Genomic DNA, 23,418 nt, shown 5'->3' on the forward strand with positions numbered 1-23,418 from the left:
GAAGGGCTATGACTGACACCCCGCAGCGCACCCGCCCCCTCCGCGTCCTCGCCGCCATGTCCGGCGGGGTCGACTCCGCCGTCGCCGCCGCGCGCGCCGCGGAAGCAGGACACGACGTCACCGGCGTCCACCTCGCGCTCTCCGCGAACCCGCAGTCGTTCCGCACCGGCGCGCGGGGCTGTTGCACCATCGAGGACTCGCGCGACGCCCGCCGCGCGGCCGACGTCATCGGCATCCCGTTCTACGTCTGGGACCTCGCCGACCGCTTCCGCGAGGACGTCGTCGAGGACTTCGTCGCCGAGTACGAGGCCGGCCGCACCCCGAACCCGTGCCTGCGCTGCAACGAGAAGATCAAGTTCGCCGCGCTGCTCGACAAGGCGCTGGCCCTCGGCTTCGACGCCGTCTGCACCGGCCACTACGCCAAGGTGATCGTGAACCCGGACGGCTCCCGCGAGCTGCACCGCGCCTCCGACATGGCGAAGGACCAGTCGTACGTCCTCGGTGTCCTGGACGAGAGGCAGCTCGCGCACGCGCTGTTCCCGCTCGGCGACACGGTCACCACCAAGGAGGAGATCCGCGCGGAGGCCGAGCGCCGGGGCCTGGCCGTGGCCAAGAAGCCCGACTCGCACGACATCTGCTTCATCGCCGACGGCGACACCCAGGGCTTCCTGGCCAAGCGGCTCGGCAAGGCCGAGGGCGACATCGTGGACGAGTCCGGCGCCAAGCTGGGCACGCACGAGGGCGCGTACGGCTTCACCATCGGCCAGCGCAAGGGCCTGCGGATCGGCACCCCGGCCCCGGACGGCAAGCCGCGCTACGTCCTGGACATCTCCCCGGTCACCAACACGGTCACCGTCGGCCCGGCCGACGCCCTGGACGTCACCGCCCTCACCGCGATCAAGCCCCGCTGGTGCGGCACCGCCCCCACCGGGCCCGGCACCTACACCGCCCAGCTGCGCGCCCACGGCGGCGAGACCGAGGTGACCGCCGAGCCGGTCGACGGCGGGCTGCGCGTGACGTTCACCGAGCCGGTCCGCGGCGTCGCCCCCGGCCAGGCGATCGTCCTGTACGACGGCACGCGCGTGGTGGGCTCGGCGACGATCGCGTCGACCACGCGGGCGACGGCCGCGGCGGTCTGAACCGGCCCCCCGTCCTGGGAGGACGGCGGGCTCAGCCCGCGAAGAACTCCGCCAGCACCGGCCCCAGCACGTCCGGTTCCACCACGTGGGTCTGGCCCTCCAGGACCCGGTACGTGCCCCGGGGCACCGTCTCGGCGATGTCCCGGGAGGCCGCGCGCATCCACGCGGGGCTCGCACCGCCCGCGACCGCGAGCACGGGCACGCCGACCGAGGCGAGCCGGTCCCGGGGGAGCAGGCCGTCGCCCATGACGGCGTCGTCGTGGGCGAGGCTGGGGGCGACCGCCTCCATCCCGGCCCACATCGGCGACTCCCGGGCGCGCTGGATCATCTCCTCGCCGAGGCCCGTCAGACGCAGGAACAGCTCCACCGCGTCCCCGCGCCGGCCCTCGCCGAGCGCCTTGCCCAACTGCTCCTTGTAGGTGGCCTCACGCGCGGCGCCGCCCGCCAGGTGGTCGGCGTAGGGCACCTCGTAGACCGCCGCGCGGGCGACGGGCAGTCCGCTCGCCGCCGCGCGCAGGACCAGCGCGCCGCCCGAGGAGACCCCGAACAGCGCCGCCTCGCCGCCCACCGCGTCGATCAGCGCGGCCAGGTCCTCGATCTCGCGGTCGACCTCGTACGGCGCCGTGTCACCGCTCTCGCCGCGGCCCCGGCGGTCGTAGACGACGGCCGTGCAGCGGTCCGCGAGGCGCTGGGCCAGGGGCGCCACGGTGCCGCCGGTGGACATCGCGCCGCTCACCAGGATCACCGTGGGTCCCTGGCCGATCACTCCGTACGCGAGGCAGGTGCCGTCGCGGGAAGTCGTCTTCTTGTCCATGGCCGTGCAGACTGCCGCACGGCACGGCACGGACCGGTCACGACACGGCGATGCCGGGGGTGGTCATGCGACCTCGGTGTCGTAGAAGCAGTAGTGGTCCTTGATCTCCGCGACCCCGTCCTTGGGGTCCGGATACGCCCAGACGAGGTCCGGCGCGTCCGGCAGCGACCAGTAGGACGCCGTGCCCTTGAAGGGGCACACGGTGTGCGTGTCGGAGGGCGTCAGCAGATCGAGGCGGACGTCCTCGGCGGGGATGTAGTACCTGACCGGGCAGCCCGTCTCGCGCAGCTCCAGGGGCCGGTCGGACTCCGCGAGCACCTGGTCGCCGCGCACCACGCGCACGTGCCGCTCGCTCTTCTGGATCGTGATCGTGTGTCCTTGGGTCATACCCGTTCAGCGCCGGGAGGGGCCGCGCTTCTTCCCGTCCGGCGCGGGGACCGTACGGTAGAGGCCATGAACATCTGCGTCTTCCTGTCCGCCGCCGACCTCGACGAGCGGTACACCCGCCCCGCCCGCGAGTTCGCGGAACTGCTCGGCAAGGCCGGCCACACGCTCGTCTGGGGCGGTTCCGACGTCGGTCTGATGAAGGTGGTCGCCGACGGTGTGCAGGAGGCGGGCGGCAGGCTGCTGGGCGTCTCCGTGGAGTTCCTGGCGAACAAGGCGCGGCCCGGCGCCGACGAGATGATCATCGCCGCCGACCTCGCCGAACGCAAGAAGCTGCTGCTGGAGAAGGCCGACGCCGTGGTGATCATGGTGGGCGGCACCGGCACGCTGGACGAGGCCACCGAGATCCTGGAGCTGAAGAAGCACGGCCGCACCGAGAAGCCGGTCGTGCTGCTGAACACGGCGGGCTTCTACGACGGCCTGCGCGAGCAGTTCCGCCGCATGGAGGCCGAGGGCTTCCTGCCGCGCCCGCTCGCCGAACTGGTCTTCTTCGCCGACGAGCCGGTCGGGGCCCTGGCGTACCTGGAGGCGCAGACCTGAGCCGCACCGCCGCGTGACCCGGCGCCCGGTGATGCGAGCATGGCCGTCATGGCTACTCATGTGATCACCGGAGCCGGTTCCGGCATCGGCGCGGCCGTGGCCCGCCGGCTGCACGCGCGCGGGGACGAGATCGTGCTCCACGCGCGCGACGCGGGCCGGGCGAAGGAACTGGCGGCCGGGTTCCCCGGCGCACGCACCCTCGTCGGCGACCTGGCGGACCCGGACAAGCTGTCGTGGGCGTTCTCCCACCAGACGCTCCCGGACCGGATCGACTCCCTGCTGCACATCGCCGGCGTCGTCGACCTCGGCGGCGTCGGCGAGCTGACCCCGAAGTCCTGGCGCCACCAGCTCAACGTCAACCTGATCGCCCCCGCCGAGCTGACCCGGCACTTCCTGCCGCAGCTCCGGACGGCCCGCGGCCATGTGATCTTCGTCAACTCCGGCGCCGGCCTGTCCGCCAGTGCCGGGTGGTCCGCGTACGCCGCCTCCAAGCACGGTCTGAAGGCCCTCGCCGACTCCCTGCGCCAGGAGGAGCACGCGAACGGCGTCCGCGTCACCTCGGTCTACCCGGGTCGCACCGCCAGCCCCATGCAGGCCAAGGTGCACCAGCAGGAGGGCAAGGAGTACGACCCGTCGAAGTGGATCGACCCCGAGTCGGTCGCCACGACGATCCTGACCGCCCTGGACCTCCCGAGGGACGCGGAGATCAACGACCTGACGGTACGCCCGGGGCGCTGACCTCGCCCGGAGGGTTCCGTACGCTTCCCGGGTGAGCGAAAACAGCCAGTTCAGGTTCCCGGGGGCCACCGGCGTCGGTTCCCTGCCCGGCGGGGACGCGAGGGAAGCCGCCAAGACCGCCACCGGATCCTTCGAGGACTTCCCCTTCCTCCCGGAGCTGCCCGCGCGCGGGCCCGGCGCCGACATGATCGGCCGCACCGCCGGGATGCTGGTCGAGCTCTACGCGCGCGTGGAGCCCAGCGGGTGGCGGATCGGGGACCGGCCGGGCCGGGACACCAGGCGGGCCAGGTCCTGGCTCGGCGAGGACCTGGACGCCCTGGAGGAGTTCACCCAGGGCTACGAGGGCGACCTGAAGGTGCAGGCGGTCGGGCCGTGGACGCTGGCCGCCGCCCTGGAGCTGAGGAACGGCGAGGCCGCCCTGTCGGACCCCGGCGCCTGCCGGGACCTCGCCGCCTCGCTCGCCGAGGGCCTGCGGCTGCACCTCGACGAGGTGCGGCGCCGCGTCCCGGGCGCCCGGATCGTCCTCCAGCTCGACGAGCCCTCCCTCACGGCCGTCCTGCGTGGGCAGGTCCGTACGGCGAGCGGCTACCGCACCCACCGGGCCGTGGACCGGCAGGTCGTGGAGGCCACGCTCCGGGACGTCGTCGGCACGCACGCCGGCGCGCCGGTGGTGGTGCACTCCTGCGCCCCGGACGTGCCGTTCGCCCTGCTGCGGCGGGCCGGCGCGGCGGCCGTCTCCTTCGACCTCGCGCTGCTCACCGAGCGTGACGACGAGGCGATCGGCGAGGCCGTGGAGGGCGGTACCCGGCTGTTCACCGGTGTCGTGCCGGGCACGGACGGCCCGTTGTCAGACCCTGCCGGTAGCGTCATGGGTGTCAGGACGTTGTGGCGCAGGCTGGGGCTGCGTCCGGAGCTGCTCGCGGAGGCGGTCACGGTCACCCCGGCGTGCGGGCTGGCGGGCGCTTCCCCGGCGTACGGGCGCCAGGCGCTCGCCCACTGCGTCCGGGCGGCGAGATCCCTCGCGGACAACCCTGAGTAACGGGAGGACAACACGGTGGCCGGCGACAAGCAGGCGGAGACGACGGCGGTGCCCGCCGAGGCCCGCGACAAGCACGCGCAGCTGGCGGAGCAGGTCGAGGAGCACCGCTTCCGGTACTACGTGAAGGACGCTCCCGTCATCAGCGACGCGGAGTTCGACCAGCTCCTGAAGTCCCTGGAGGCCCTGGAGGAGCGGTACCCGGAGCTGCGCACCCCGGACTCGCCCACCCAGAAGGTCGCGGGGTCGTACGAGACGGAGTTCACGGCGGTCGAGCACCGCGAGCGGATGCTCTCGCTCGACAACACGTTCAACGACGACGACCTGGCCGCCTGGGCCGACCGCGTCGCCAGGGAGCTGGGCGACCAGACGTACCACTTCCTGTGCGAGCTGAAGGTGGACGGCCTCGCGGTCAACCTCACCTACGAGAAGGGCCGCCTCACACGCGCGGCCACCCGCGGCGACGGCCGCACCGGCGAGGACATCACGCCGAACGTCCGGACGATCGCGGAGATCCCGGACCGCCTGACGGGCGACAAGGTGCCCGACCTGGTGGAGATCCGCGGCGAGGTCTACTTCCCGATGGAGAAGTTCCTCGAACTGAACGAACGCCTGGTCGCGGCCGGCGACAAGCCCTTCGCCAACCCCCGCAACGCCGCCGCCGGTTCGCTGCGCCAGAAGGACCCGCGGGTCACCGCGACCCGCCCGCTGCACATGGTCGTCCACGGCATCGGCGCCCTGGCGGGCTTCTCGGGCATGACCCGGCTCTCGCAGGCGTACGACCTGCTGAAGACCTGGGGCCTGCCCACCTCCCCGCACAACCGCGTGGTCGACGACCTCGCCGGCGTACGGGAGTTCATCGCGTACTACGGCGAGAACCGCCACTCCGTCGAGCACGAGATCGACGGTGTCGTGGTCAAGCTGGACGAGATCCGCCTCCAGGGCCGGCTCGGCTCCACCGCGCGGGCACCGCGCTGGGCGATCGCCTACAAGTACGCGCCGGAGGAGGTCAACACCAAGCTCGTCGACATCAAGGTGGGCGTCGGCCGCACGGGCCGCGTCACGCCGTACGCGCAGGTCGAGCCGGTCACGGTCGCGGGCAGCGAGGTGGAGTTCGCCACCCTGCACAACCAGGAGGTCGTCAAGGCCAAGGGCGTGCTCATCGGGGACACCGTGGTCCTGCGCAAGGCCGGCGACGTCATCCCGGAGATCCTGGGCCCGGTGGTCGACCTCAGGGACGGCAGCGAGCGGGAGTTCGTGATGCCGGGAGAGTGCCCCGAGTGCGGGACGCCGCTGCGGCCCATGAAGGAGGGCGACATCGACCTCCGCTGCCCCAACGCGCGCGGCTGCCCCGCCCAGTTGCGCGAGCGGGTGTCCTACCTCGCCGGCCGGGAGTGTCTGGACATCGAGCACTTCGGCGCGGTGGCCGCCGCCGCGCTCACCCGTCCGCTGGAGCCGGCCGACCCGCCGCTGGTGGACGAGGGCGACCTGTTCGACCTGACGGTGGAGAAGCTGCTGCCCATCAAGGCCTACGTCCTCGACCCGGACAGCGGCCTGCCCAAGCGCGACCCGAAGACCGGCGAGGAGAAGGTCGTCACGGTCTTCGCCAACCAGAAGGGCGAGCCGAAGAAGAACACCCTCGCCCTGCTGGCGAACATCGAGGCGGCCAAGTCCCGTCCGCTGGCCCGCTTCCTGAACGGGCTGTCGATCCGGCACGTGGGACCGGTGGCCGCGCAGGCGCTGGCGCGCGAGTTCCGGTCCATCGACCGCATCGAACAGGCGACCGAGGAGGAGCTGGCGGCCACCGACGGCGTCGGCCCCATCATCGCCGCCGCGCTCAAGGAGTGGTTCGCCGAGGACTGGCACCGCGAGATCGTCCGCAAGTGGAAGGCCGCGGGCGTCCCCCTGGAGGACCAGTCGTCCGGCGAGGAGGAGGGGCCGCGTCCGCTGGAGGGGCTCACGGTCGTCGTCACCGGCACGCTGGAGAACTTCACCCGGGACGGCGCCAAGGAGGCGTTGCAGCGCCAGGGCGCGAAGGTGACCGGTTCGGTGTCGAAGAAGACCTCGTTCGTCGTTGTGGGTGACAACCCCGGATCGAAGTACGACAAGGCCATGCAGCTGAAGGTTCCCGTGCTGAACGAGGACGGTTTCGGCGTCCTGTTGGAACAGGGCCCCGAGGCGGCGGCCGAAGTCGCGCTTCCGACCGGGGAGTAGCGGTTGAAGGCCACCCGATCGGCGCATATCAGATGCATACGGGTGGCCCGGGCGCATTCGGGCAACCGTCGGAGACCGCTGCCCGTGGAAGCCTTCCGCGGCCTACTGTTGAGGTGTGCGCCTGCCGTGCCCAGCTACGGCTGGGGCATTTCCGTGCCCTCCACGGGCGCGGGGAAGGTTTCTTCGACGCGGAGCTGCTGATGGTTGTCGGGCATCGGGCCGCGTGGCGTGGGCACCGCCGGCTGTGAGAGGGACGGGAATGGAACCGACCGAGAGCGCCGCCCCGGACTCATGGCTGCGCCTGCGCCGCCGCGCGGGCGTGTGGCGGGTCAACCGGTGGAGCGGACGGGGCGTCGGGCGCACGGCCGGACCGGGCGCGGTCACCGACGCCCGCGCCTCCCTGTCCGCCGTCGCGCCCGCCCCCGGCCTGGCCGGCGCCGACACCGAACGGCACCTGTCCTGGCCCGCCCTGCCCACGGCCGCCGTGGCCGCCGCCGGACTCGTCCTGGGCGCCGGGTTCTACCGCGCCTACGCCGGTCACCACGCCCTCTTCCCCGGTGGCACGGTCGGCTGGTCGCTGGCCCTGCTCACCGGCGTCATCGTCGGCCACCTCGTCATGCTGGGCCGCGCCCGCTGGTCGGGCGGCACCGGATCGGGCGCCGCCCTCACCCTCGCCGTCCTGCTGCTGTACGGCTGGGTGCCCGCCGGCCTGGTCAGCCTCGCCGTCGTCGTCCTGGTCGGCATCGCCCGCCGCAACCGCTGGCGGCAAGGGGTGCTGCACGGCGCGGCCGACATCCTCGGCATCGGCGTCGGCGCCCTGCTGCTCGGCGCGTTCGGCCGGGTCCCGAGCGTCGAGGAGCCCTGGCGACCCGGCACCTGGAGCGTCGCCACGGCACCCCAGATCATGCTGGTCGCGGTCGCCTACCTCGCCGTCGGCCGCGGCCTGCTGTGGTACCTGAACGCCCCGCGCGGCGGCGGGGTGCCCACCGTCGCCCGCACCGCCCTGGTCCGCCAGGGCCTGGTCGCCGTCGCCCTGCTCGGCATCGCGCCCCTGCTGTGCGTCGTCGCCGACACCCAGCCGGTCCTGCTGCCGCTGTTCGCCATCCCGCTCATCGCCCTGGACTCCACGCTGTGGATGGCCCGTGCCCGCGCCGAGGAGCAGCTGCGCGACCCGCTGACCGGGCTGCCCAACCGGCAGTGGCTGCTGGAGCGCATCTGGACCGCCCTGGACGACGCCGACCGCATCGGGGCGCGCTCCGCGCTCATGCTGATCGACCTCGACCGCTTCCGTTCGGTGAACGACACCCTGGGTCATCTGGCCGGTGACCGGCTGCTGCTCCAGATCGCCGACCGGCTGCGGCTCGCCCTGCCGCGCGGTGCCGAGGCCGCCCGGCTCGGCGGTGACGAGTTCGCGGTCTTACTGCCCGTAGCCGACTCCACCACGTCGGCCACCCGCGTCGCCCGCGGCCTCGTCACCGACCTCAGCTCCCCGCTCGACCTGGACGGACTCACCCTCGTCCTGGAGGCCAGCGCCGGCGTCGCCGTCTTCCCCGACCACGCGCTCGACGCCGAAGGGCTCCTGCGCCGCGCCGACGTCGCGATGTACCAGGCGAAGAGGGACCGCACGGGCGTCGAGGTCTACGAGTCCAAGCGGGATTCCAACACCCCGGACCGCCTCGGCCTGCTGGGCGACCTGCGCAGGGCGTTGGACGCGCACGAGGTGCAGCTCCACTACCAGCCCAAGGTCCGTTTCGACGGACAGGTCGCCGGCCTGGAGGCCCTGGTCCGCTGGGTGCACCCGGAGCGCGGCAAGGTGCCGCCGGACGAGTTCATAGCGATAGCGGAGTCCTCGGGGCTGATGCCCCACCTCACCGAGTACGTCCTGGAGACCGCGCTTGGCCAGGTCGCCCGGTGGCGCGCACAGGGGCTGCGGGTGCCGGTCGCCGTCAACGTCTCCCCGCGCGACGTGCACACCCCGGGATTCGCCGGTTCGGTCGCCGCGCGCCTGGCCCGGCACGGCGTCCCCGCCGGGGCGCTCCAGCTGGAGATCACGGAGCACGTGCTGCTGGAGGACCCGCAGCGGGCCGCCGACACCCTCGCCGGGCTCACCGGCCACGGCGTGAAGATGTCCCTGGACGACTTCGGCACCGGCTACTCGTCGCTGGTGCACCTGCGGCGGCTCCCCGTCAGCGAGCTGAAGATCGACCGCTCCTTCGTGGCCCGGCTGGCCGTCGACGCCCAGGACGCGGAGATCGTGCGCTGCACGGTGGATCTCGCGCACTCCCTGGGCCTCCTGGTCGTCGCCGAGGGGGTCGAGGACGACGAGACGTGGGAGCGGCTGCGGGACCTGGGCTGCGACGCGGTGCAGGGATGGCTGGTCGCCGCGGCGATGCCGCCCGAGGAGGCCACGGCCTGGCTGCTGGCGCGGGGTTCCCGCGGCTGGCAACGGCCGCGCGCCGCACTGCCCGCGGCCGAGTAGCTCCCGCCGAGAGGCCCCGCGGGGCCTCTCGGCGGCGTCAGGAGAAAGTCCCTAGTCCCCGGCGAAGCGGCCGATGAGCAGCGCCAGGCGCGCCTCGTGCGCGCGTTCCGGCAGCCTGCCGCCGCGCGTCAGCGTCACCAGGCCGTGCAGCCCCGCCCAGAACGTCTCCGTCAGCAGCCCGGGGTCATCGCCCTCGGCCGCGGCCGGTTCCACCGCGAGGAGCAGTTCGGCGAAGGCCTCCCGCAGCGGCGCGGGCGCCTCCCGCGCCGCGAACGGCAGGTCCACCAGGTGGGTGAACATCGCGTCGTAGAGGGCGGGCCGGCGCCTGCCGAAGGACGTGTACGTCCGGGCCACCGCCGCCAGCGCCTCCCGCGTGCCCCGCGCCGCCGTACGGGCCCGGCGTAGCTCCGCCGCCAGGTCGGCGCACCCCTGCGCCGCGACCGCCGCCATGATCGCGCCCTTGCCCCGGAAGTGGCTGTAGAGGACCGGCTGGCTGTACTCGATCTCGGCGGCCAGCCGGCGCGTGGTCACCGCGTCCCAGCCCTCGGCCTCCGCCAGTTCCCGGGCGGCCGTGACGATCAGCCGCGCGCGTTCCGCTCGTTCGCGCTCCCGGCGCGCCTGGATAGGCATGGCCGTGATTCTAGCAGCGCTAGTCAATCTGTCGATGATCTGCTAGCTTCGCTCTCACGCCTAGCAACGCTAGAAATCGATGGGGGAGAACCACACATGACCGTCACCGCGTACACCCTGGCCGTCCTGCTCGACCTGTTCTGCGTGTTCCTCGGCTACCGGTTCTGGTTCCGGCCCGGACCCGCGGCCGCCGGCTACGGAGTCCCCGCCGACCCGCACGGCGACGCCCGCGCCTACCTGTCGGTCAAGGGACTCAGGGACGGCACCCTCGGGCTGGTGGGCCTCGCCCTGCTCGCCTTCGCCGGCGCCCGCGCCGAGGCGTGGTTCATGCTCTGCGTGGCACTCGTGCCGTTCGCCGACACGTTCATCGTCCTGCGCCACGGCGGGCGGAAAGCCGTCGCCTTCGGGATCCACTTCGCCACCGCGATCGTTGTACTGATCGGTGCCGGACTGCTCTTCGCGGTCTGACCGCCCCGCAGCGGGCTCACACGAGGGGGATGCCGCCATGTCGTTGTTCGTGCCAAGGTTCGACGAGACCGTGCTGGTCCGGGACGCCGAGGCGGAGGTCGTCGGCGACGCGCCCGTCGCCGTCAGGCTGCTGGCCGACAGCAGCGCCAGCGGCGGCGCGCTGTCCACCGTGCGCGTCACGCTCGCCGAGGGCGCCGACGGGGCCCGGCCGCACGTGCACCACAACTCGGCCGAGATGTTCTACCTGCTCGACGGCGAGGCCGAGGTGCTGTCCGGCGACGATGTCGTCACCGCCGGGCGCGGCGACCTGATCATCGTGCCGCCGGACCGGCCCCACGCCTTCGCCGCCGCCCCCGGCAGCACCGCGGACCTGCTCATCGTCATCACCCCGGGCGTCGAGCGCTTCGAGTACTTCCGCCACCTCCAGCGCATCCGCCTCGGCGAGGTCACCCCGGAGAGCCTGCTGGAGGTCCAGGAGCTGTACGACAACCACTTCCTGGGGAGCGACGCCTGGGACGGGCGCCGCCGCTGAGGCCGGGGCGGGGGGAAACCGTTTCACGGTCAGGCCGCCCCGCCCCATAGGATTGGGGCTGGTCGTCCCGTTCCGTCACCCGCCCTCCGGGCGGACGACGGGAACGGCACGAACAGCCCCCGGCCCGAACCACACACTCACCCCAGAGGATCGCTGCATGCCTGGCATCACGCGCGAGGAGGTCGCCCACCTCGCCCGGCTGGCGCGTCTGGAGCTGAAGCCCGAAGAACTCGATCACTTCGCGGGACAGCTGGACGACATCATCGGCGCGGTCGCCCGCGTCAGCGAGGTCGCCGACCAAGACGTACCGCCGACCTCCCACCCGCTGCCGCTGACGAACGTCATGCGGCCGGACGAGGTCCGTCCCTCGCTCACCCCCGAGCAGGCGCTCTCCGGCGCCCCGGCACAGGAGCAGCAGCGTTTCAAGGTGCCGCAGATCCTGGGGGAGGAGTGACCGCCATGACGGACAACAACAGCATCATCAGGCTCACCGCGGCCGAGACCGCCGCCAAGATCGCCTCCGGCGAGCTGACGGCCGTCGAGGTCACCGAGGCCCACCTCGCCCGGATCGAGGCGGTCGACGAGAAGGTGCACGCCTTCCTCCACGTCGACCGCGAGGGCGCCCTCGCCCAGGCCCGTGCCGTGGACGAGAAGCGGGAGCGCGGCGAGAAGCTCGGCCCGCTGGCCGGCGTCCCGCTCGCGCTCAAGGACATCTTCACCACCGAGGGCGTGCCCACGACCGTCGGCTCGAAGATGCTCGAGGGCTGGATCCCGCCGTACGACGCGACGCTCACCAAGCGGCTGAAGGCCGCCGACGTGGTCATCCTCGGCAAGACCAACATGGACGAGTTCGCCATGGGGTCCTCCACCGAGAACAGCGCCTACGGCCCGACCGGCAACCCGTGGGACCTCACCAAGATCCCCGGCGGCTCCGGCGGCGGCTCCTCCGCCGCGCTGGCCGCGCACATGGCCCCCCTCGCCATCGGCACCGACACCGGCGGCTCCATCCGCCAGCCGGCCGCCGTCACCGGCACGGTCGGTGTGAAGCCGACGTACGGCGCGGTCTCCCGCTACGGCATGGTCGCGTTCTCCAGCTCGCTCGACCAGGGCGGCCCCTGCGCCCGCACGGTGCTCGACGCCGCCCTGCTGCACGAGGTCATCGCAGGTCACGACCCGCTCGACTCCACCTCCATCGACGCCCCGGTCCCGCCGGTCGTCGAGGCCGCCCGCAACGGCAGCGTCCAGGGCATGCGCGTCGGCGTGGTCAAGCAGTTCCGCGGCGAGGGCTACCAGGCGGGCGTCATCCAGCGCTTCGACGAGTCCGTCGAGGTGCTGAAGGAACTGGGCGCCGAGATCGTCGAGCTGGACTGTCCGTCCTTCGACCTCGCCCTGTCGGCGTACTACCTGATCGCCCCGTCGGAGTGCTCCTCCAACCTCGCCCGCTTCGACGGCCTGCGCTACGGCCTGCGGGTCGGCGACGACGGCACGCACTCCGCCGAGGAGGTCACCTCCCTCACCCGTGAGGCGGGCTTCGGCCCCGAGGTGAAGCGCCGCATCATGCTCGGCACGTACGCCCTGTCGAGCGGTTACTACGACGCGTACTACGGCAGCGCCCAGAAGGTCCGCACGCTGATCAAGCGGGACTTCGACAAGGCCTTCGAGCAGGTCGACGTGATCGTCTCCCCGACGACCCCGACCACCGCCTTCGCGATCGGCGAGCGCGCCGACGACCCGATGGCGATGTACCTCGCGGACCTGTGCACCATCCCGACCAACCTGGCGGGCAACGCGGCCATGTCCCTGCCCTGCGGCCTCGCCCCGGAGGACAACCTCCCGGTCGGCCTGCAGATCATCGCCCCGGTGATGAAGGACGACAGGCTGTACAAGGTGGGCGCCGCCGTCGAGGCCGCCTTCGTGGAAAAGTGGGGTCACCCGCTGCTGGAGGAGGCACCGTCGCTGTGAGCGCACTGACCAAGGCCAAGGGCTTCAAGAAGTCCAAGTCCGGTACGTACCTGTCCATGGCCGCCACCGCGTTCGGCGCGGTCGGCGCCGCCAAGCAGATCAAGAAGGCCCGCGCCGAGAACGACACGCTGCGGCTCGTCGACGCCGTCGTCACCGCCGCCGGCATCGTCACCGGCCTCGCCATCCTCTACCGCGAGCTGAAGCGGCTGGGCGACGACGACGTCCTGCTGGGCTGAGAGGGAAGTTTTCACCGTGACCACCACGACCGACCTGGTGTCGTACGAGGACGCGCTGGCGTCGTACGACCCCGTCATGGGCCTCGAGGTCCATGTCGAACTCGGCACCAAGACGAAGATGTTCTGCGGCTGCTCGACGGCGCTCGGCGCCGACCCGAACAGCCAGACCTGCCCGGTCTGCCTCGGCCTGCCCGGCGCGCTCCCGGTCGTCAACGCGACCGGCGTCGAGTCCGCGATCAAGATCGGTCTCGCACTGAACTGCGAGATCGCCGAGTGGTGCCGCTTCGCCCGGAAGAACTACTTCTATCCGGACATGCCGAAGAACTTCCAGACCTCCCAGTACGACGAGCCGATCGCCTTCAACGGCTACCTCGACGTGCAGCTGGAGGACGGCGAGGTCTTCCGCGTGGAGATCGAGCGCGCCCACATGGAGGAGGACACCGGCAAGTCGACGCACGTCGGCGGTGCCACCGGCCGTATCCACGGCGCGTCCCACTCCCTGCTGGACTACAACCGCGCCGGCATCCCGCTGATCGAGATCGTCACCAAGCCGATCGTGGGCGCCGGTGAGCGGGCCCCCGAGGTGGCGAAGGCGTACGTCCGCGAGCTGCGCGAGCTCATCCGGGCCCTCGGCGTGTCCGAGGCCCGCATGGAGATGGGCCAGATGCGCTGCGACGTCAACCTGTCGCTGATGCCCAAGGGCGCCGACAAGTTCGGCACGCGCTCGGAGACGAAGAACGTCAACTCCCTGCGCTCGGTGGAGCGCGCGGCCCGCTTCGAGATCCAGCGGCACGCGGCCGTGCTGTCCTCGGGCGGCACGATCGTCCAGGAGACCCGCCACTTCCACGAGGACACCGGGTCCACGACCTCGGGCCGCGTGAAGGAGGAGGCCGAGGACTACCGGTACTTCCCGGAGCCCGACCTGGTGCCGGTCGCGCCGTCGCGCGAGTGGGTCGAGGAGATCCGCGGGGCCCTGCCCGAGCTGCCGCTGGCCCGCCGCACCCGGCTGCTGGCCGAGTGGGGCATCTCCGCCACCGACATGCAGGCGATCCTCAACGCCGGCGCGCTGGACCCGATCGTCGCCACCATCGACGCCGGTGCCGACGCGGCCTCCGCCCGCAAGTGGTGGATGGGCGAACTGGCGCGCAGCGCCAACGAGTCCGGCAAGGCGCTGGAGGAGCTGGCGATCACGCCGCAGCAGGTGGCCCGGGTCACCGAGCTGGTCGCGAAGGGTGACCTGAACGACAAGCTGGCCCGCCAGGTCATCGAGGGCGTCCTCGCGGGCGAGGGTACCCCGGACGAGGTCGTCGACAAGCGCGGTCTGAAGGTCGTCTCCGACGACTCCGCGCTCGGCACGGCCGTCGACGAGGCCATCGCCGGCAACCCGGCCATCGCGGACAAGATCCGCGGCGGCAAGGTGGCCGCGGCGGGCGCCCTGGTCGGCGCGGTCATGAAGGCCACCCGCGGCCAGGCCGACGCGGCCCGCGTCAAGGAGCTGATCCTGGAGAGGCTGGGCGTCAGCGAGGGCTGACGGCAGGCGGTGTACGGCCCCGGAGGGATGCCCTCCGGGGCCGTACGGCTGGTCGCGCCGTCCCACGGCCCGGGCGGGTCCCAGCAGGCGCCCCTGGTCGGCCCTCGGCGGCTCCGCCGAGTCGCGTGCCGGCCCGGCCACGACCTCGCTCGGGCTCTCCTCGGCGCACACCTCACCCCACGGCAGCCAGTCCCGCCGGCCGTCCACCAGCCGGTCGGCGGCCTCGACGGTCAGGGCGCCCGTGCGCGTCCGGCCCCGGTGCCACCAGCCGGGGGAGCGGGACGCCCGTAATCCGGGTTCTGTCCTCTGTCTGCCCCCACTCACGCGGCTGCTGAAGCCGGGCGGGCGGATCGGGGTGGTGGTGCCGTCGCCGCGCGAGGAGACCGCCGGGACCGAGCCGCCGGAGCACCTGAAGGCCCACGGGGACGTCATGGCCCGTTCCGCAGCCCAGGCCGAGCACCCGTGCGCCGGGCGGCAGCCGGTCGAGGCCGGGCGCGGGCGCCAGCCACTCCGGCAGCCACAGGGCGTGCGGGCCCACCTGGTTCTCGATGGTCCAGCGGGCGTCGTAGCCGTTGCTGCGTGGTGGCGCGGACGGGTGAGGCGGCTGAGCCACGCTTCGGTCGTTCCCGGGTTCTCGGTCACAGGCGACCGTGCCCAGCATCCGCAGGCACCGCCCCGCAGCAGGGTTTCCCGAGCGGCGACGGTACGCTCGCCCGCCATGAGTGGACGCACCGATTCCGACATCGAGCCCCCGATAACCGAGGAGCCGGAGGGGTACGTCGAGGACGCCCGGCGGGCCCGGTGGACCGCGGCCGGCACCGGAGCGCTCCTCTGCCTCGCGGGGCTCGCCGCCTCCCTGCTGCGGCTCACCGGGTCCGCACCCGCCCGCGTGCCGGCGGCCTACGGCCTCGGCGCCGCCGTCTGCGCGCTCGCGGCCCTCCTCGGTTCCCAGGGCCGCACCCGCAGGGCCCTGTGGCTGCTCGTGGCCGGGACGATGGTCATGGCGCTCGGCGACCAGTTCGACTGACGTCCTTTCCGTTCTCGCCCTCGGCCCGATCGCCTCCCCCCGCCGATCGCCACCGCGCCGGTCGGCGGCGGCGCCGCGCCCGCCTCCGTCGCCGCCCTCGACGCCTTCGCGCTGCGTACGCTGCTCGTGCCCCACGCACTACGGAAGGAACAACGGCACGATGTACGCGATATCGCTCGGTGACGCCGCCGAACTGCGGCCCCTGGAGGTCTGGCACGCCCAGGAACTGCTCGCCAACATCGACCGGGGCCGGGAGTTCATCGGCCGGCACGTCGGTCTGACGGACGTGGTGTCCGACCTCGACGGAGCCCGTGGCTGGCTGAAGGCGTACGCCGACAAGCGCGCCGCCGACGCCGGCGGCCTGCACGGCATCTGGCTGGACGGCACGCTCGTCGGCGGCCTGCTGTTCCGCGTCTGGGACACCCCGGGCGGGGTCTGCGAGGCCGGCTGCTGGCTGGAGCCGGCCGCGGCCGGGCGCGGGCTGGTCACGCGCGGGATGCGGGTGCTGCTCGACTGGGCCTTCGAGGAGCGCGGCATGCACCGGGTGGAGTGGCAGGTGTCCTCGGCCAACGAGCCGAGCATCAACGTGGCCCGGCGGCTCGGCATGACGCGTGAGGGCGTGCTCCGCGAGAACTACCGGCACCGGGGTGTGCGCACCAGCACCGAGATCTGGTCGGTGCTCGCGCCCGAGTGGCGTGCGGCACGCGCGCGTACCGCGCACGACGATCGTTAAGGGACCTCTCAGAGAGCGTCCGTACGGTGCCGGGCATGGCAACGAAGACAGCGGAAGGCGCCACGGGCGGCACTGAGGCCGGCACCGGGGCGCGCAAGGACGACGAGACGACGACGGTGGGTCCCGCGGCGGAGCAGAGCGCCGAGGAACAGGCCGCCGAGGAACAGAGCGCCGAGAACCAGGCCGCCGGGGACCCGGCCGCCGAGAACCAGGGCGCCGAGGAGGCCGCGGAAGCCGCCGGCGGCGAGGCGGGCGACGCGACGGAAGCCGCCGGCGGCAAGACGCCCTCCGGGGTGGGCCAGGGCGCCGGCGCCGTCGTCTCCGCCGCGCTGGGCCTGGTCTCGCTCAGCGGCGGCTGGATCGGCACCGTCGCGTCCGCGCGCGAGCAGCTCGTCGGCCAGCTGCAGACGTCCTCGACCGCGAGTGTCGCCCGGCAGATCAAGGAGGTCTACGGCGACGCCTGGCACGCCACCGCCCTGTGGGCCGGCCTGTTCGCGCTGGCCGCGCTGATCACCGGCGTGGTCGTGCTGGCCCGGCCCGCGTTCGGCACGCCCGGCCGCCCGCAGGCCGCGTGGATCAAGTCGGTCGCCTGGGCGGGTGTCTCGCTCGGCGTCATCGGACTGCTGCTCGCCGTCCTGAAGTACTCCGACGCCCTGCTCGGCCTGCCCTCGACCGGCTGAGAGCACGTCGGGAACCCCCGGTCCCAGGGGGGCCTTAGGGCGCGCGTGAGCGACTCACCGCCGCCCTGAGGCCCCTTACGCGTGTGCGCGGCCCGGCTGCCGCCACGAAGATGCGGCACTCTCCCGATGTGGCGGACCCCTCCGGGAAACGAGGGTGGAGGTGTCGCGGAAAGCGGCACTCGACACCGTCCCTCCCGGAAGGACCCGCCATGTACGCCCTCGAACTGCACCGCCTGCGCTCCGACGAGCTGCGTCGCACGGCCGAAGAGGACCGCCTGGCCCGCGAGGTCCTGCGGTCCCGCCGCGCCGCCCGCCGCGCCGGCGACGGAGCCCCGGCCGCCGAGTCGCATACCGACGGCCCGCGCCGGCACCGGCTGCCACGCACCGCGTGACCCTGCCCCCGGCCGGTACGGCACCGCCGGCCACCGGTACGACCATCACACAGGGGCTGTGGAAAACCGGTGCCGGGCCGTTCAGGCCCCGTGCGGTGCTCGGGCCCGTGGAGAACAGGTCCGTCAGTCCCGTGTTCGTCGGCCGCGCCGACGAGTTGGACACGCTGAACGACGCGCTCGCCCGTGCCGCCCGGGCCGAGCCGCAGGCGCTGCTGCTCGGCGGCGAGGCGGGCGTGGGCAAGACCCGCCTCGTGGAGGAGTTCGCCACCGTCGCCGTCCGGCACGACGCCGTCGTCGCCGTCGGCGGCTGTGTGGAGATCGGCGCGGACGGACTGCCGTTCGCCCCCTTCTCCGCCGCGCTGCGCGCCCTGCGCGACACCCTGCCCGAGGAGTTCGCGGCGGCGGCGGCCGGCCAGGAGGAGGAACTGGCCCGGCTGCTGCCCGACCTCGGCGAGGCCGGCGCCGGCCGTCCCGACGAACAGGGCACGGCCCGTCTGTTCGAGCTCACCGCCCGGCTGCTGGAACGGATCGCCGCCGAGCACACCGTCGTCCTCGTCCTGGAGGACCTGCACTGGGCCGACGCCTCCACCCGCCATCTCCTCGCCTACCTCTTCCGCACCCTGCGCGCGGGCCGCCTCCTCGTCCTGGCCACCTACCGCTCCGACGACATCCACCGCCGCCACCCGCTGCGCCCGCTGCTCGCCGAACTGGACCGGCTGCGCACCGTCCGCCGCATCGAACTCGCCCGCTTCACCCGCGAGGAGGCCGGCCGCCAGATCGCGGGCATCCTCGCCGCCGAACCCGACCCCGCACACGTGGACGAGATCTACGCACGCTCCGACGGCAACGCCTTCTTCATCGAGGAGCTCGCCGTCGCCGCCACGCCGGGCGACTGCACCGGCCTCACCGACTCCCTGCGCGACCTGCTCCTCGTCCGGGTCGAAGCACTGCCCGAGCCCGCCCAGCGGGTCGCGCGGATCGTCGCCGAGGGCGGCTCCACGGTGGAGTACCGGCTGATCGCCGCCGTGGCCAGGCTCGCCGAGGACGACCTCATCGAGGCGCTGCGGGCCGCAGTCGGCGCCAACATCCTCACCCCCACCCGCACCGGCGACGGCTACCGCTTCCGCCACTCCCTGGTCCGCGAGGCCGTCGCCGACGACCTGCTGCCCGGCGAACGCTCCCGGCTCAACCGGCGCTACGCGGAGGCCCTGGAGGCCGACCCGGCACTGGTCCCGGCCGACGCCCGCGTGATGCGCCTGGCCAGCTACTGGTACCACGCCCACGACGCCGCGAAGGCCCTGCCCGCCGTCCTGTCCGCCGCCGTCGTCGCCCGCCGCCGGCACGCCTACACCGAGCAACTAAGACTGCTGGAACGGGCGATGGAGCTGTGGGACAGCGCCCCGGCACAGGTCCGCTCCGCCCTGCGCCCGGTCGACTACGCCGAGGTCTACCCCCCGTGCGGCTGCGACCCGGCCACCACACCGCTGCGCTACCTCGACCTGCTGGCCGAGGCGGCCGTGGCGGGCCGTTTCGGCGGCGAGCGGGAACGCGCCCTGAAGATCACCAAGCGTGCCCTGCGCCTCCTTGAGGAGGAGCCGGACCCGCTGCGCGCCGCCTGGTTCTGGGTGCAGCGCTCCCGGCTGATCCAGGCCACGGCGCGCGGCGACGGCCGGCAGGAGCTGGCCACCGCCCAGGAGCTGGTGCGCGGACTGCCGCCGTCGGAGGTGCACGCGGAGGTGCTGGCGGTCGCGGCCAGCTGGTCCATGCAGCGCCGGCCGGGCCCCGAAGCGCTGGCCGCCGCCGAGCGGGCCGTGGAGTACGCCCGCATGGTCGGCGCCCGGGAGACCGAACTGGACGCCCGCCTCACCCTGGGCGGGCTGACCGTGGAGTCCGGCGAGCCGGAGGCCGGTCTGGCGGAGATGCGGCAGGTGCTGCGGGACACCCGCGCGGAGGGCATGCACCAGGTCGCGGCCCGCGCCTACGTGAACCTGCCGTCCGTGCTGCAGAGCGTCGGCCGGGACCGGGAGGCCGTCCCCCTGCTGCGCGAGGGCATCGAGTTCTGCCGCGCCTACGGGATGCTGGACTCCGGGGCCTGGATGTGGGGCAACCTGTCCGAGGCGCTGTACTCGCTCGGCCGGTGGCAGGAGGCCGCCGAGGCCGCCGCGCACGCCACCCGGGTCGGCCACGGCGCGATGCCCCGAGGCGCGGGTGCCGTGCTGCGGGCCCACCTGGCCCTCGCCCGCGGCGACCACGCCGAGGCCGGCCGGCACCTCGCCGCCGCCCGCGCCTGGTACGGCACCCACGACCCGATGCCCCAGCAGTCCCTGCCCGTGGCCGGCATCGTCCTCGGGGTCGCCGCCGCCGAGGGCCGGATCACCGACGCCCGCGCGGCACTGCTCCCGGCCCTCGACGCCGGCTTCCCGCCCGGCACCCACCGCTACGGCTGGCCCCTGCTGCTGGCCGCCGCCACCGCCGAGGCCGACGCCCGCGCCCTGCCCGCCGCCCTGCCCGGCCGCGCCGGGACCCTGGACCGTCTCTCGGCGGCCGCACGGACCCTCACCACCGGCGTCCCGCTCTGGCAGGCCTACGGCCAGTGGACCCGCGCCGAACTGCTGCGCGCCGAGGGCCGGGACACCGTCGGCACCTGGTGCCCTGTCGTCACCGCCTTCGAGTGCCTGGACCGGCCCTACGACCTCGCCCGGGTCCGCCACCGCCTCGCCGCGGCGCTGCTGGCCGAGGGCGGCGACGACGAGCGCGAGCGCGCGGTGGAACTGCTCCGGCTGGCCGGGGCGGTCGCCGACCACCTCGGCGCGCGCCCCCTGGCCGGCGCCGTCGCCCGGCTCGCCCAGCGCGCCCGCCTCACCCTGACCGGCGCCACCCGCCAGGCCCCCGCCGACCCGGCCACGGCACTCGGTCTCACCAGCCGCGAGCGGGACGTCCTGCACCTGGTCGCGGCCGGCCGCACCAACCGCCAGATAGCGGCGGAGCTGTTCATCTCCCCGAAGACCGCGAGCGTGCACGTCTCCAACATCCTCGGCAAGCTCGGTGTCTCGGGCCGGGGGGAGGCGGCGGCCGTGGCCCACCGGCTGGGGCTGTTCGCGGCCGGGACGCTCACTGCCGAAACACCGGGCTGAGACCTACGCTGGAGGAAACCGGCAGTGAGGGGGAGCCGTGTTCAACGCCTTCGAGGAACTGTTCGCACCCGGCCGCAAGCACACCCGGGACGAGCAGAACCGGCTGGAACTGACCCGCGAGGACGTGGGCGACAACGATCCCGGCCGCGGTCCCATAGACCTGACCTCCGGGAAGGCGGTGATACGCCTGCCGGAGAGGGCGGCTGCCGAGCCGGAGCCCGAAGCGCCCACCGGGGAGGAGTAGCCGCGCGGCCCCTCCCGGGAAGGCGCGCCGCTCACCGCACCCGCAGCTCCAGCACCCGGTCGTCGCCCTTCTTCGAGGTGCCCCTGCCGTCCGTGTTGCTCGTCACCAGCCAGAGTCTGTCGCCGCCCGCCGGGACGACCGTACGCAGCCGGCCGTAGGCACCCGTCAGGAACGCCTGCGGGGCGGCCGAGGCCGAGGTGCCGTTCAGCGGGACGCGCCACAGACGCGCGCCCTTCAGGCCCGCCATCCAGATCACGCCGTTCACGTAGGCGATGCCGCTGGGGGAGGCGTCGTCGGTGTGCCACTGGGCCACCGGGTTGCGCAAGCCGGCCTCGGATGACCTTCCCTCGGCCCGGGGCCACCCGTAGTCGCCACCGGGCGCGATCGCGTTCAGCTCGTCCCAGGTGTCCTGCCCGAACTCGGAGGCGAACAGCCGCTGTCTGTCGTCCCAGGCCAGACCCTGGACGTTCCGGTGGCCGTACGAATACACGGGCGAGCCGGGGAACGGGTTGCCCGGGGCCGGTTCGCCGTCCGGGGTCAGCCGCAGGATCTTGCCGCCCAGCGACTTCCTGTCCTGCGCCAGGCCCTTCTCCCCGCTCTCGCCGGTGCCCGCGTACAGCATGCGGTCGGGACCGAACGCGATCCGGCCGCCGTTGTGGATGACACCCTTGGGGATGCCCTTGAACACCGTGTCCGGGGCGCCCAGTTGCTCACCGGCCGGCTTCCGCTCGTCGTACAGCATGCGGACGATGCGGTTGTCCGAGGCCGAGGTGAAGTAGGCGTAGATCATGTGGTCCGAGGCGAAGTCGGGGGAGAGGGCGATGCCCAGCAGGCCGCCCTCGCCGGCCGGCGAGACCCCGGAGACCGTGCCCAGCTCGGTCGTCCGGCCGGTCTTCTCGTCGATCCGGCTGATCGTGCCCTCGTTCCGGGAGGAGACGAGCAGGCCCCCGCCGGGCAGCGGAGCCAGCCCCCACGGTGTCTTCAGACCCTCGGCCACCGTGCGCAGCACCTCCACCGAGCCCTTGGCCGGGGGGAGCGGCGCGGCCGGGGCCGTGCCGTGCCCGGAAGCGGTGGCCCCGGAGGCCGTCGCGCCCGGGGTGCCGCCCGGGGCGCTGCCGCCGTCGGAGGAGCAGCCGGCCACCAGCAGGAGGGCGGCCACGGCCAGCGCGGCAGGCACAGCTCTACGTCGCACGATCACGGTTCCCTTCGCCGCGGCGGTCCGGTGGCGCTCCACAGGCGGGCTTGTCGGCACGCTCTCCCTGCTGAACACCGGCCACGCCCCCACGGGTTCCCGATCCCCACCGGCCGACCGCGAAAACCTCGGTCATGTGTCCGCCGGGTGGCGGGCAGCCCGCGACCCCTGGTGGCCGGCTCAGTCCCACGATCCCTGGGCGGGCGGCAGCCCGGACACCTCCGCCAGGTCCTTCGGGGTCAGCCGCAGCCCGGCGGCCGCCGCGTTCTGCGCCGCCCAGCGCTCCCGCTTGGTGCCCGGCAGCGCGATCACATGCCGGCCCTGGGCGAGCACCCAGGCCAGCGCCACCTGGGCCGGGGTCATGTCCTCGCCGTGCCGGCGGGCTATGCGCCGCAGGCCCGCGACGATCGGCTGGTTGGCCGCCATCATCTCGGCGGTGAACCGGGGGTGCCGGGCGCGCAGGTCGTCCGGTTCGAAGCCCTCGCCCGGTGTCAGCGTGCCGGTCAGGAAGCCGTTGCCCAGCGGCATCGCCGCGAGGAAGCCCACACCGCGCGCCTCGCACCACGGCAGCAGATCCCGCAGCGCCTCCGGCGACCACACCGACAGCTCCGCCTGCACCGCGCTCACCGGGAACACCTGCTGCACCCGCCGCAACTGGCGCAGCGTCGTGTCGTACAGCCCGGCCCCCGGGCGGCGCCCGCCGCGCGCGCCCACCGCGCACAGACCGAGGGCCCGCACCTTCCCGGCCCGCACCAGGTCCGCCATCGCGCCCCAGGTCTCCTCGACGGGTATCTCCGGATCGGCGCGGTGCAGCTGGTACAGGTCGATCACATCGGTCTGGAGCCGCCGCAGCGAGGCGTCGCAGGCACGCCGCACATATCCGGGCCGGCCGTTGGCCACGATGTGCTGCTCACCCACCAGCAGGCCCACCTTCGTGGACACGAAGGCGTCCCGGCGCCGCTCCCTGAGCACCCGGCCGAGCAGCAGCTCATTGGTGAACGGGCCGTACATGTCCGCGGTGTCCAGGAGGTCGCAGCCCAGGTCCAGCGCGCGGTGCACCGCTCTGACCGACTCCTCCCCCCGCCGGCGCGATCCGCTGTACGCCCAGCTCATCGGCATGCATCCGAGTCCGACGGCCCCCACCGCGAGCGCCCCCGCGCCGATCGTCCTGCGCTCCACCTGCTCGTGAACCTCCCTTAGCCCGGCCCCCAACCTAACCTCTGCGCGCCGGCGTGCCTGACATAGCCTCCTGG

General features: G+C 73.5%; 23 protein-coding genes and 2 pseudogenes. 19 read left to right on the plus strand and 6 right to left on the minus strand.

All coding sequences use genetic code 11. From position 1 onward, the window contains the following. The first annotated feature begins 8 nt into the window (after nucleotides 1–8). Entirely contained in the window at nucleotides 9–1,139 is a 1,131-nt protein-coding gene (gene mnmA / locus LG395_RS37045; protein WP_225813376.1) for a tRNA 2-thiouridine(34) synthase MnmA, read from the plus strand. Between the two features lie 31 nt (nucleotides 1,140–1,170). On the opposite strand, the gene LG395_RS37050 is transcribed toward mnmA, so the two are convergent. Together LG395_RS37050 and LG395_RS37055 are read right to left on the minus strand one after the other, a co-directional pair. After that, the gene (locus tag LG395_RS37050; protein WP_171152590.1) at nucleotides 1,171–1,953 is read right to left on the minus strand and encodes an alpha/beta fold hydrolase; all 783 of its coding nucleotides are present in this window, start codon (nucleotides 1,951–1,953) and stop codon (nucleotides 1,171–1,173) included. A gap of 63 nt (nucleotides 1,954–2,016) precedes the next feature. Then, nucleotides 2,017–2,340 carry a DUF427 domain-containing protein gene (locus LG395_RS37055; RefSeq protein WP_171152588.1) on the minus strand — a complete coding sequence of 108 codons (324 nt, stop codon included), beginning with the start codon at nucleotides 2,338–2,340 and terminating at the stop codon, nucleotides 2,017–2,019. 66 nt (nucleotides 2,341–2,406) lie between these two features. On the opposite strand from LG395_RS37055, the gene LG395_RS37060 reads away from it, so the two are divergent. The 5 genes from LG395_RS37060 (at nucleotide 2,407) to LG395_RS37080 (ending at nucleotide 9,404) form a co-directional block, all read left to right on the plus strand. Further along, nucleotides 2,407–2,937, plus strand: a complete 531-nt coding sequence (locus LG395_RS37060) for an LOG family protein (protein WP_171152587.1) — start codon at nucleotides 2,407–2,409, stop codon at nucleotides 2,935–2,937. 39 nt (nucleotides 2,938–2,976) lie between these two features. Beyond that, nucleotides 2,977–3,675, plus strand: a complete 699-nt coding sequence (locus LG395_RS37065) for an SDR family oxidoreductase (protein ID WP_171152585.1) — start codon at nucleotides 2,977–2,979, stop codon at nucleotides 3,673–3,675. Between the two features lie 31 nt (nucleotides 3,676–3,706). Beyond that, nucleotides 3,707–4,714: a methionine synthase gene (locus LG395_RS37070; protein WP_225813378.1), complete on the plus strand. Its 1,008-nt coding sequence runs from the start codon at nucleotides 3,707–3,709 to the stop codon at nucleotides 4,712–4,714. 15 nt (nucleotides 4,715–4,729) lie between these two features. Then, nucleotides 4,730–6,925, plus strand: a complete 2,196-nt coding sequence (gene ligA, locus LG395_RS37075) for an NAD-dependent DNA ligase LigA (protein ID WP_225813380.1) — start codon at nucleotides 4,730–4,732, stop codon at nucleotides 6,923–6,925. Nucleotides 6,926–7,184: 259 nt separating this feature from the next. After that, nucleotides 7,185–9,404 carry a putative bifunctional diguanylate cyclase/phosphodiesterase gene (locus LG395_RS37080; RefSeq protein ID WP_225813383.1) on the plus strand — a complete coding sequence of 740 codons (2,220 nt, stop codon included), beginning with the start codon at nucleotides 7,185–7,187 and terminating at the stop codon, nucleotides 9,402–9,404. 51 nt (nucleotides 9,405–9,455) lie between these two features. Here the strand turns inward: LG395_RS37080 and LG395_RS37085 are convergent, their stop codons facing one another. Continuing rightward, on the minus strand, nucleotides 9,456–10,034 hold the full coding sequence (locus tag LG395_RS37085; RefSeq protein WP_225813384.1) for a TetR/AcrR family transcriptional regulator: 579 nt from the start codon (nucleotides 10,032–10,034) through the stop codon (nucleotides 9,456–9,458). A 96-nt stretch (nucleotides 10,035–10,130) separates the two neighbouring features. On the opposite strand from LG395_RS37085, the gene LG395_RS37090 reads away from it, so the two are divergent. The 7 genes and pseudogenes from LG395_RS37090 to LG395_RS37120 form a co-directional block, all read left to right on the plus strand. Next, on the plus strand, nucleotides 10,131–10,502 hold the full coding sequence (locus LG395_RS37090; protein WP_225813385.1) for a DUF4267 domain-containing protein: 372 nt from the start codon (nucleotides 10,131–10,133) through the stop codon (nucleotides 10,500–10,502). A gap of 37 nt (nucleotides 10,503–10,539) precedes the next feature. Then, nucleotides 10,540–11,034: a cupin domain-containing protein gene (locus LG395_RS37095; protein ID WP_225813386.1), complete on the plus strand. Its 495-nt coding sequence runs from the start codon at nucleotides 10,540–10,542 to the stop codon at nucleotides 11,032–11,034. Between the two features lie 157 nt (nucleotides 11,035–11,191). Beyond that, nucleotides 11,192–11,488, plus strand: coding sequence for an Asp-tRNA(Asn)/Glu-tRNA(Gln) amidotransferase subunit GatC (gene gatC, locus LG395_RS37100; RefSeq protein WP_004925108.1), 297 nt, complete (start codon nucleotides 11,192–11,194; stop codon nucleotides 11,486–11,488). Nucleotides 11,489–11,493: 5 nt separating this feature from the next. Then, the gene (gene gatA / locus LG395_RS37105; protein WP_171152573.1) at nucleotides 11,494–12,996 is read left to right on the plus strand and encodes an Asp-tRNA(Asn)/Glu-tRNA(Gln) amidotransferase subunit GatA; all 1,503 of its coding nucleotides are present in this window, start codon (nucleotides 11,494–11,496) and stop codon (nucleotides 12,994–12,996) included. After that, a complete protein-coding gene (locus LG395_RS37110; protein WP_014675152.1) occupies nucleotides 12,993–13,232 on the plus strand; it encodes a hypothetical protein in 240 nt (79 codons plus the stop codon). Before gatA ends, LG395_RS37110 begins: the two co-directional genes overlap by 4 nt. A 16-nt stretch (nucleotides 13,233–13,248) precedes the next feature. Beyond that, complete coding sequence (gene gatB / locus LG395_RS37115) at nucleotides 13,249–14,763, plus strand: Asp-tRNA(Asn)/Glu-tRNA(Gln) amidotransferase subunit GatB (protein ID WP_171152572.1); 1,515 nt, start codon at nucleotides 13,249–13,251, stop codon at nucleotides 14,761–14,763. Between the two features lie 304 nt (nucleotides 14,764–15,067). After that, nucleotides 15,068–15,178: pseudogene (locus tag LG395_RS37120) on the plus strand (SAM-dependent methyltransferase); the annotation flags it as partial. An 8-nt stretch (nucleotides 15,179–15,186) separates the two neighbouring features. Here the strand turns inward: LG395_RS37120 and LG395_RS37125 are convergent. Continuing rightward, nucleotides 15,187–15,405: pseudogene (locus LG395_RS37125) on the minus strand (SAM-dependent methyltransferase); the annotation flags it as partial. A 76-nt stretch (nucleotides 15,406–15,481) separates the two neighbouring features. On the opposite strand from LG395_RS37125, the gene LG395_RS37130 reads away from it, so the two are divergent. From LG395_RS37130 to LG395_RS37155, 6 genes are all read left to right on the plus strand, one after another. Beyond that, nucleotides 15,482–15,790, plus strand: coding sequence for a hypothetical protein (locus LG395_RS37130; protein ID WP_225813387.1), 309 nt, complete (start codon nucleotides 15,482–15,484; stop codon nucleotides 15,788–15,790). Nucleotides 15,791–15,950: 160 nt separating this feature from the next. Continuing rightward, nucleotides 15,951–16,523, plus strand: a complete 573-nt coding sequence (locus LG395_RS37135; protein WP_171152568.1) for a GNAT family N-acetyltransferase — start codon at nucleotides 15,951–15,953, stop codon at nucleotides 16,521–16,523. 35 nt (nucleotides 16,524–16,558) lie between these two features. Beyond that, entirely contained in the window at nucleotides 16,559–17,203 is a 645-nt protein-coding gene (locus LG395_RS37140) for a hypothetical protein (protein ID WP_225813388.1), read from the plus strand. Nucleotides 17,204–17,412: 209 nt separating this feature from the next. Then, on the plus strand, nucleotides 17,413–17,595 hold the full coding sequence (locus tag LG395_RS37145; RefSeq protein WP_225813389.1) for a hypothetical protein: 183 nt from the start codon (nucleotides 17,413–17,415) through the stop codon (nucleotides 17,593–17,595). A 95-nt stretch (nucleotides 17,596–17,690) separates the two neighbouring features. Next, nucleotides 17,691–20,729: a helix-turn-helix transcriptional regulator gene (locus tag LG395_RS37150; RefSeq protein ID WP_308071481.1), complete on the plus strand. Its 3,039-nt coding sequence runs from the start codon at nucleotides 17,691–17,693 to the stop codon at nucleotides 20,727–20,729. Nucleotides 20,730–20,766: 37 nt separating this feature from the next. Beyond that, nucleotides 20,767–20,973, plus strand: coding sequence for a DUF6191 domain-containing protein (locus LG395_RS37155; protein ID WP_225813390.1), 207 nt, complete (start codon nucleotides 20,767–20,769; stop codon nucleotides 20,971–20,973). A 31-nt stretch (nucleotides 20,974–21,004) separates the two neighbouring features. Here the strand turns inward: LG395_RS37155 and LG395_RS37160 are convergent, their stop codons facing one another. Both LG395_RS37160 and LG395_RS37165 read right to left on the minus strand, forming a co-directional pair. Further along, nucleotides 21,005–22,150: a PQQ-dependent sugar dehydrogenase gene (locus tag LG395_RS37160; protein WP_225813405.1), complete on the minus strand. Its 1,146-nt coding sequence runs from the start codon at nucleotides 22,148–22,150 to the stop codon at nucleotides 21,005–21,007. A gap of 195 nt (nucleotides 22,151–22,345) precedes the next feature. After that, the gene (locus LG395_RS37165; protein ID WP_225813391.1) at nucleotides 22,346–23,344 is read right to left on the minus strand and encodes an aldo/keto reductase; all 999 of its coding nucleotides are present in this window, start codon (nucleotides 23,342–23,344) and stop codon (nucleotides 22,346–22,348) included. Between the last annotated feature and the right edge of the window lie 74 nt (nucleotides 23,345–23,418).

It is taken from the genome of Streptomyces spinosus (genome assembly GCF_020400655.1).
GTDB classification, from domain to species: domain Bacteria; phylum Actinomycetota; class Actinomycetes; order Streptomycetales; family Streptomycetaceae; genus Streptomyces; species Streptomyces argyrophylli.

Coding starts and splice junctions, on each gene's coding strand:
- gatC (WP_004925108.1), top strand. CDS start 11,192: ATGCCTGGCATCACGCGCGAGGAGGTCGCCCACCTCGCCCGGCTGGCG.
- LG395_RS37130 (WP_225813387.1), top strand. CDS start 15,482: ATGAGTGGACGCACCGATTCCGACATCGAGCCCCCGATAACCGAGGAG.
- LG395_RS37050 (WP_171152590.1), bottom strand. CDS start 1,953: ATGGACAAGAAGACGACTTCCCGCGACGGCACCTGCCTCGCGTACGGA.
- LG395_RS37090 (WP_225813385.1), top strand. CDS start 10,131: ATGACCGTCACCGCGTACACCCTGGCCGTCCTGCTCGACCTGTTCTGC.
- LG395_RS37145 (WP_225813389.1), top strand. CDS start 17,413: ATGTACGCCCTCGAACTGCACCGCCTGCGCTCCGACGAGCTGCGTCGC.
- LG395_RS37055 (WP_171152588.1), bottom strand. CDS start 2,340: ATGACCCAAGGACACACGATCACGATCCAGAAGAGCGAGCGGCACGTG.
- mnmA (WP_225813376.1), top strand. CDS start 9: ATGACTGACACCCCGCAGCGCACCCGCCCCCTCCGCGTCCTCGCCGCC.
- LG395_RS37080 (WP_225813383.1), top strand. CDS start 7,185: ATGGAACCGACCGAGAGCGCCGCCCCGGACTCATGGCTGCGCCTGCGC.
- LG395_RS37060 (WP_171152587.1), top strand. CDS start 2,407: ATGAACATCTGCGTCTTCCTGTCCGCCGCCGACCTCGACGAGCGGTAC.
- gatA (WP_171152573.1), top strand. CDS start 11,494: ATGACGGACAACAACAGCATCATCAGGCTCACCGCGGCCGAGACCGCC.
- LG395_RS37085 (WP_225813384.1), bottom strand. CDS start 10,034: ATGCCTATCCAGGCGCGCCGGGAGCGCGAACGAGCGGAACGCGCGCGG.
- LG395_RS37065 (WP_171152585.1), top strand. CDS start 2,977: ATGGCCGTCATGGCTACTCATGTGATCACCGGAGCCGGTTCCGGCATC.
- LG395_RS37135 (WP_171152568.1), top strand. CDS start 15,951: ATGTACGCGATATCGCTCGGTGACGCCGCCGAACTGCGGCCCCTGGAG.
- LG395_RS37140 (WP_225813388.1), top strand. CDS start 16,559: ATGGCAACGAAGACAGCGGAAGGCGCCACGGGCGGCACTGAGGCCGGC.
- LG395_RS37095 (WP_225813386.1), top strand. CDS start 10,540: ATGTCGTTGTTCGTGCCAAGGTTCGACGAGACCGTGCTGGTCCGGGAC.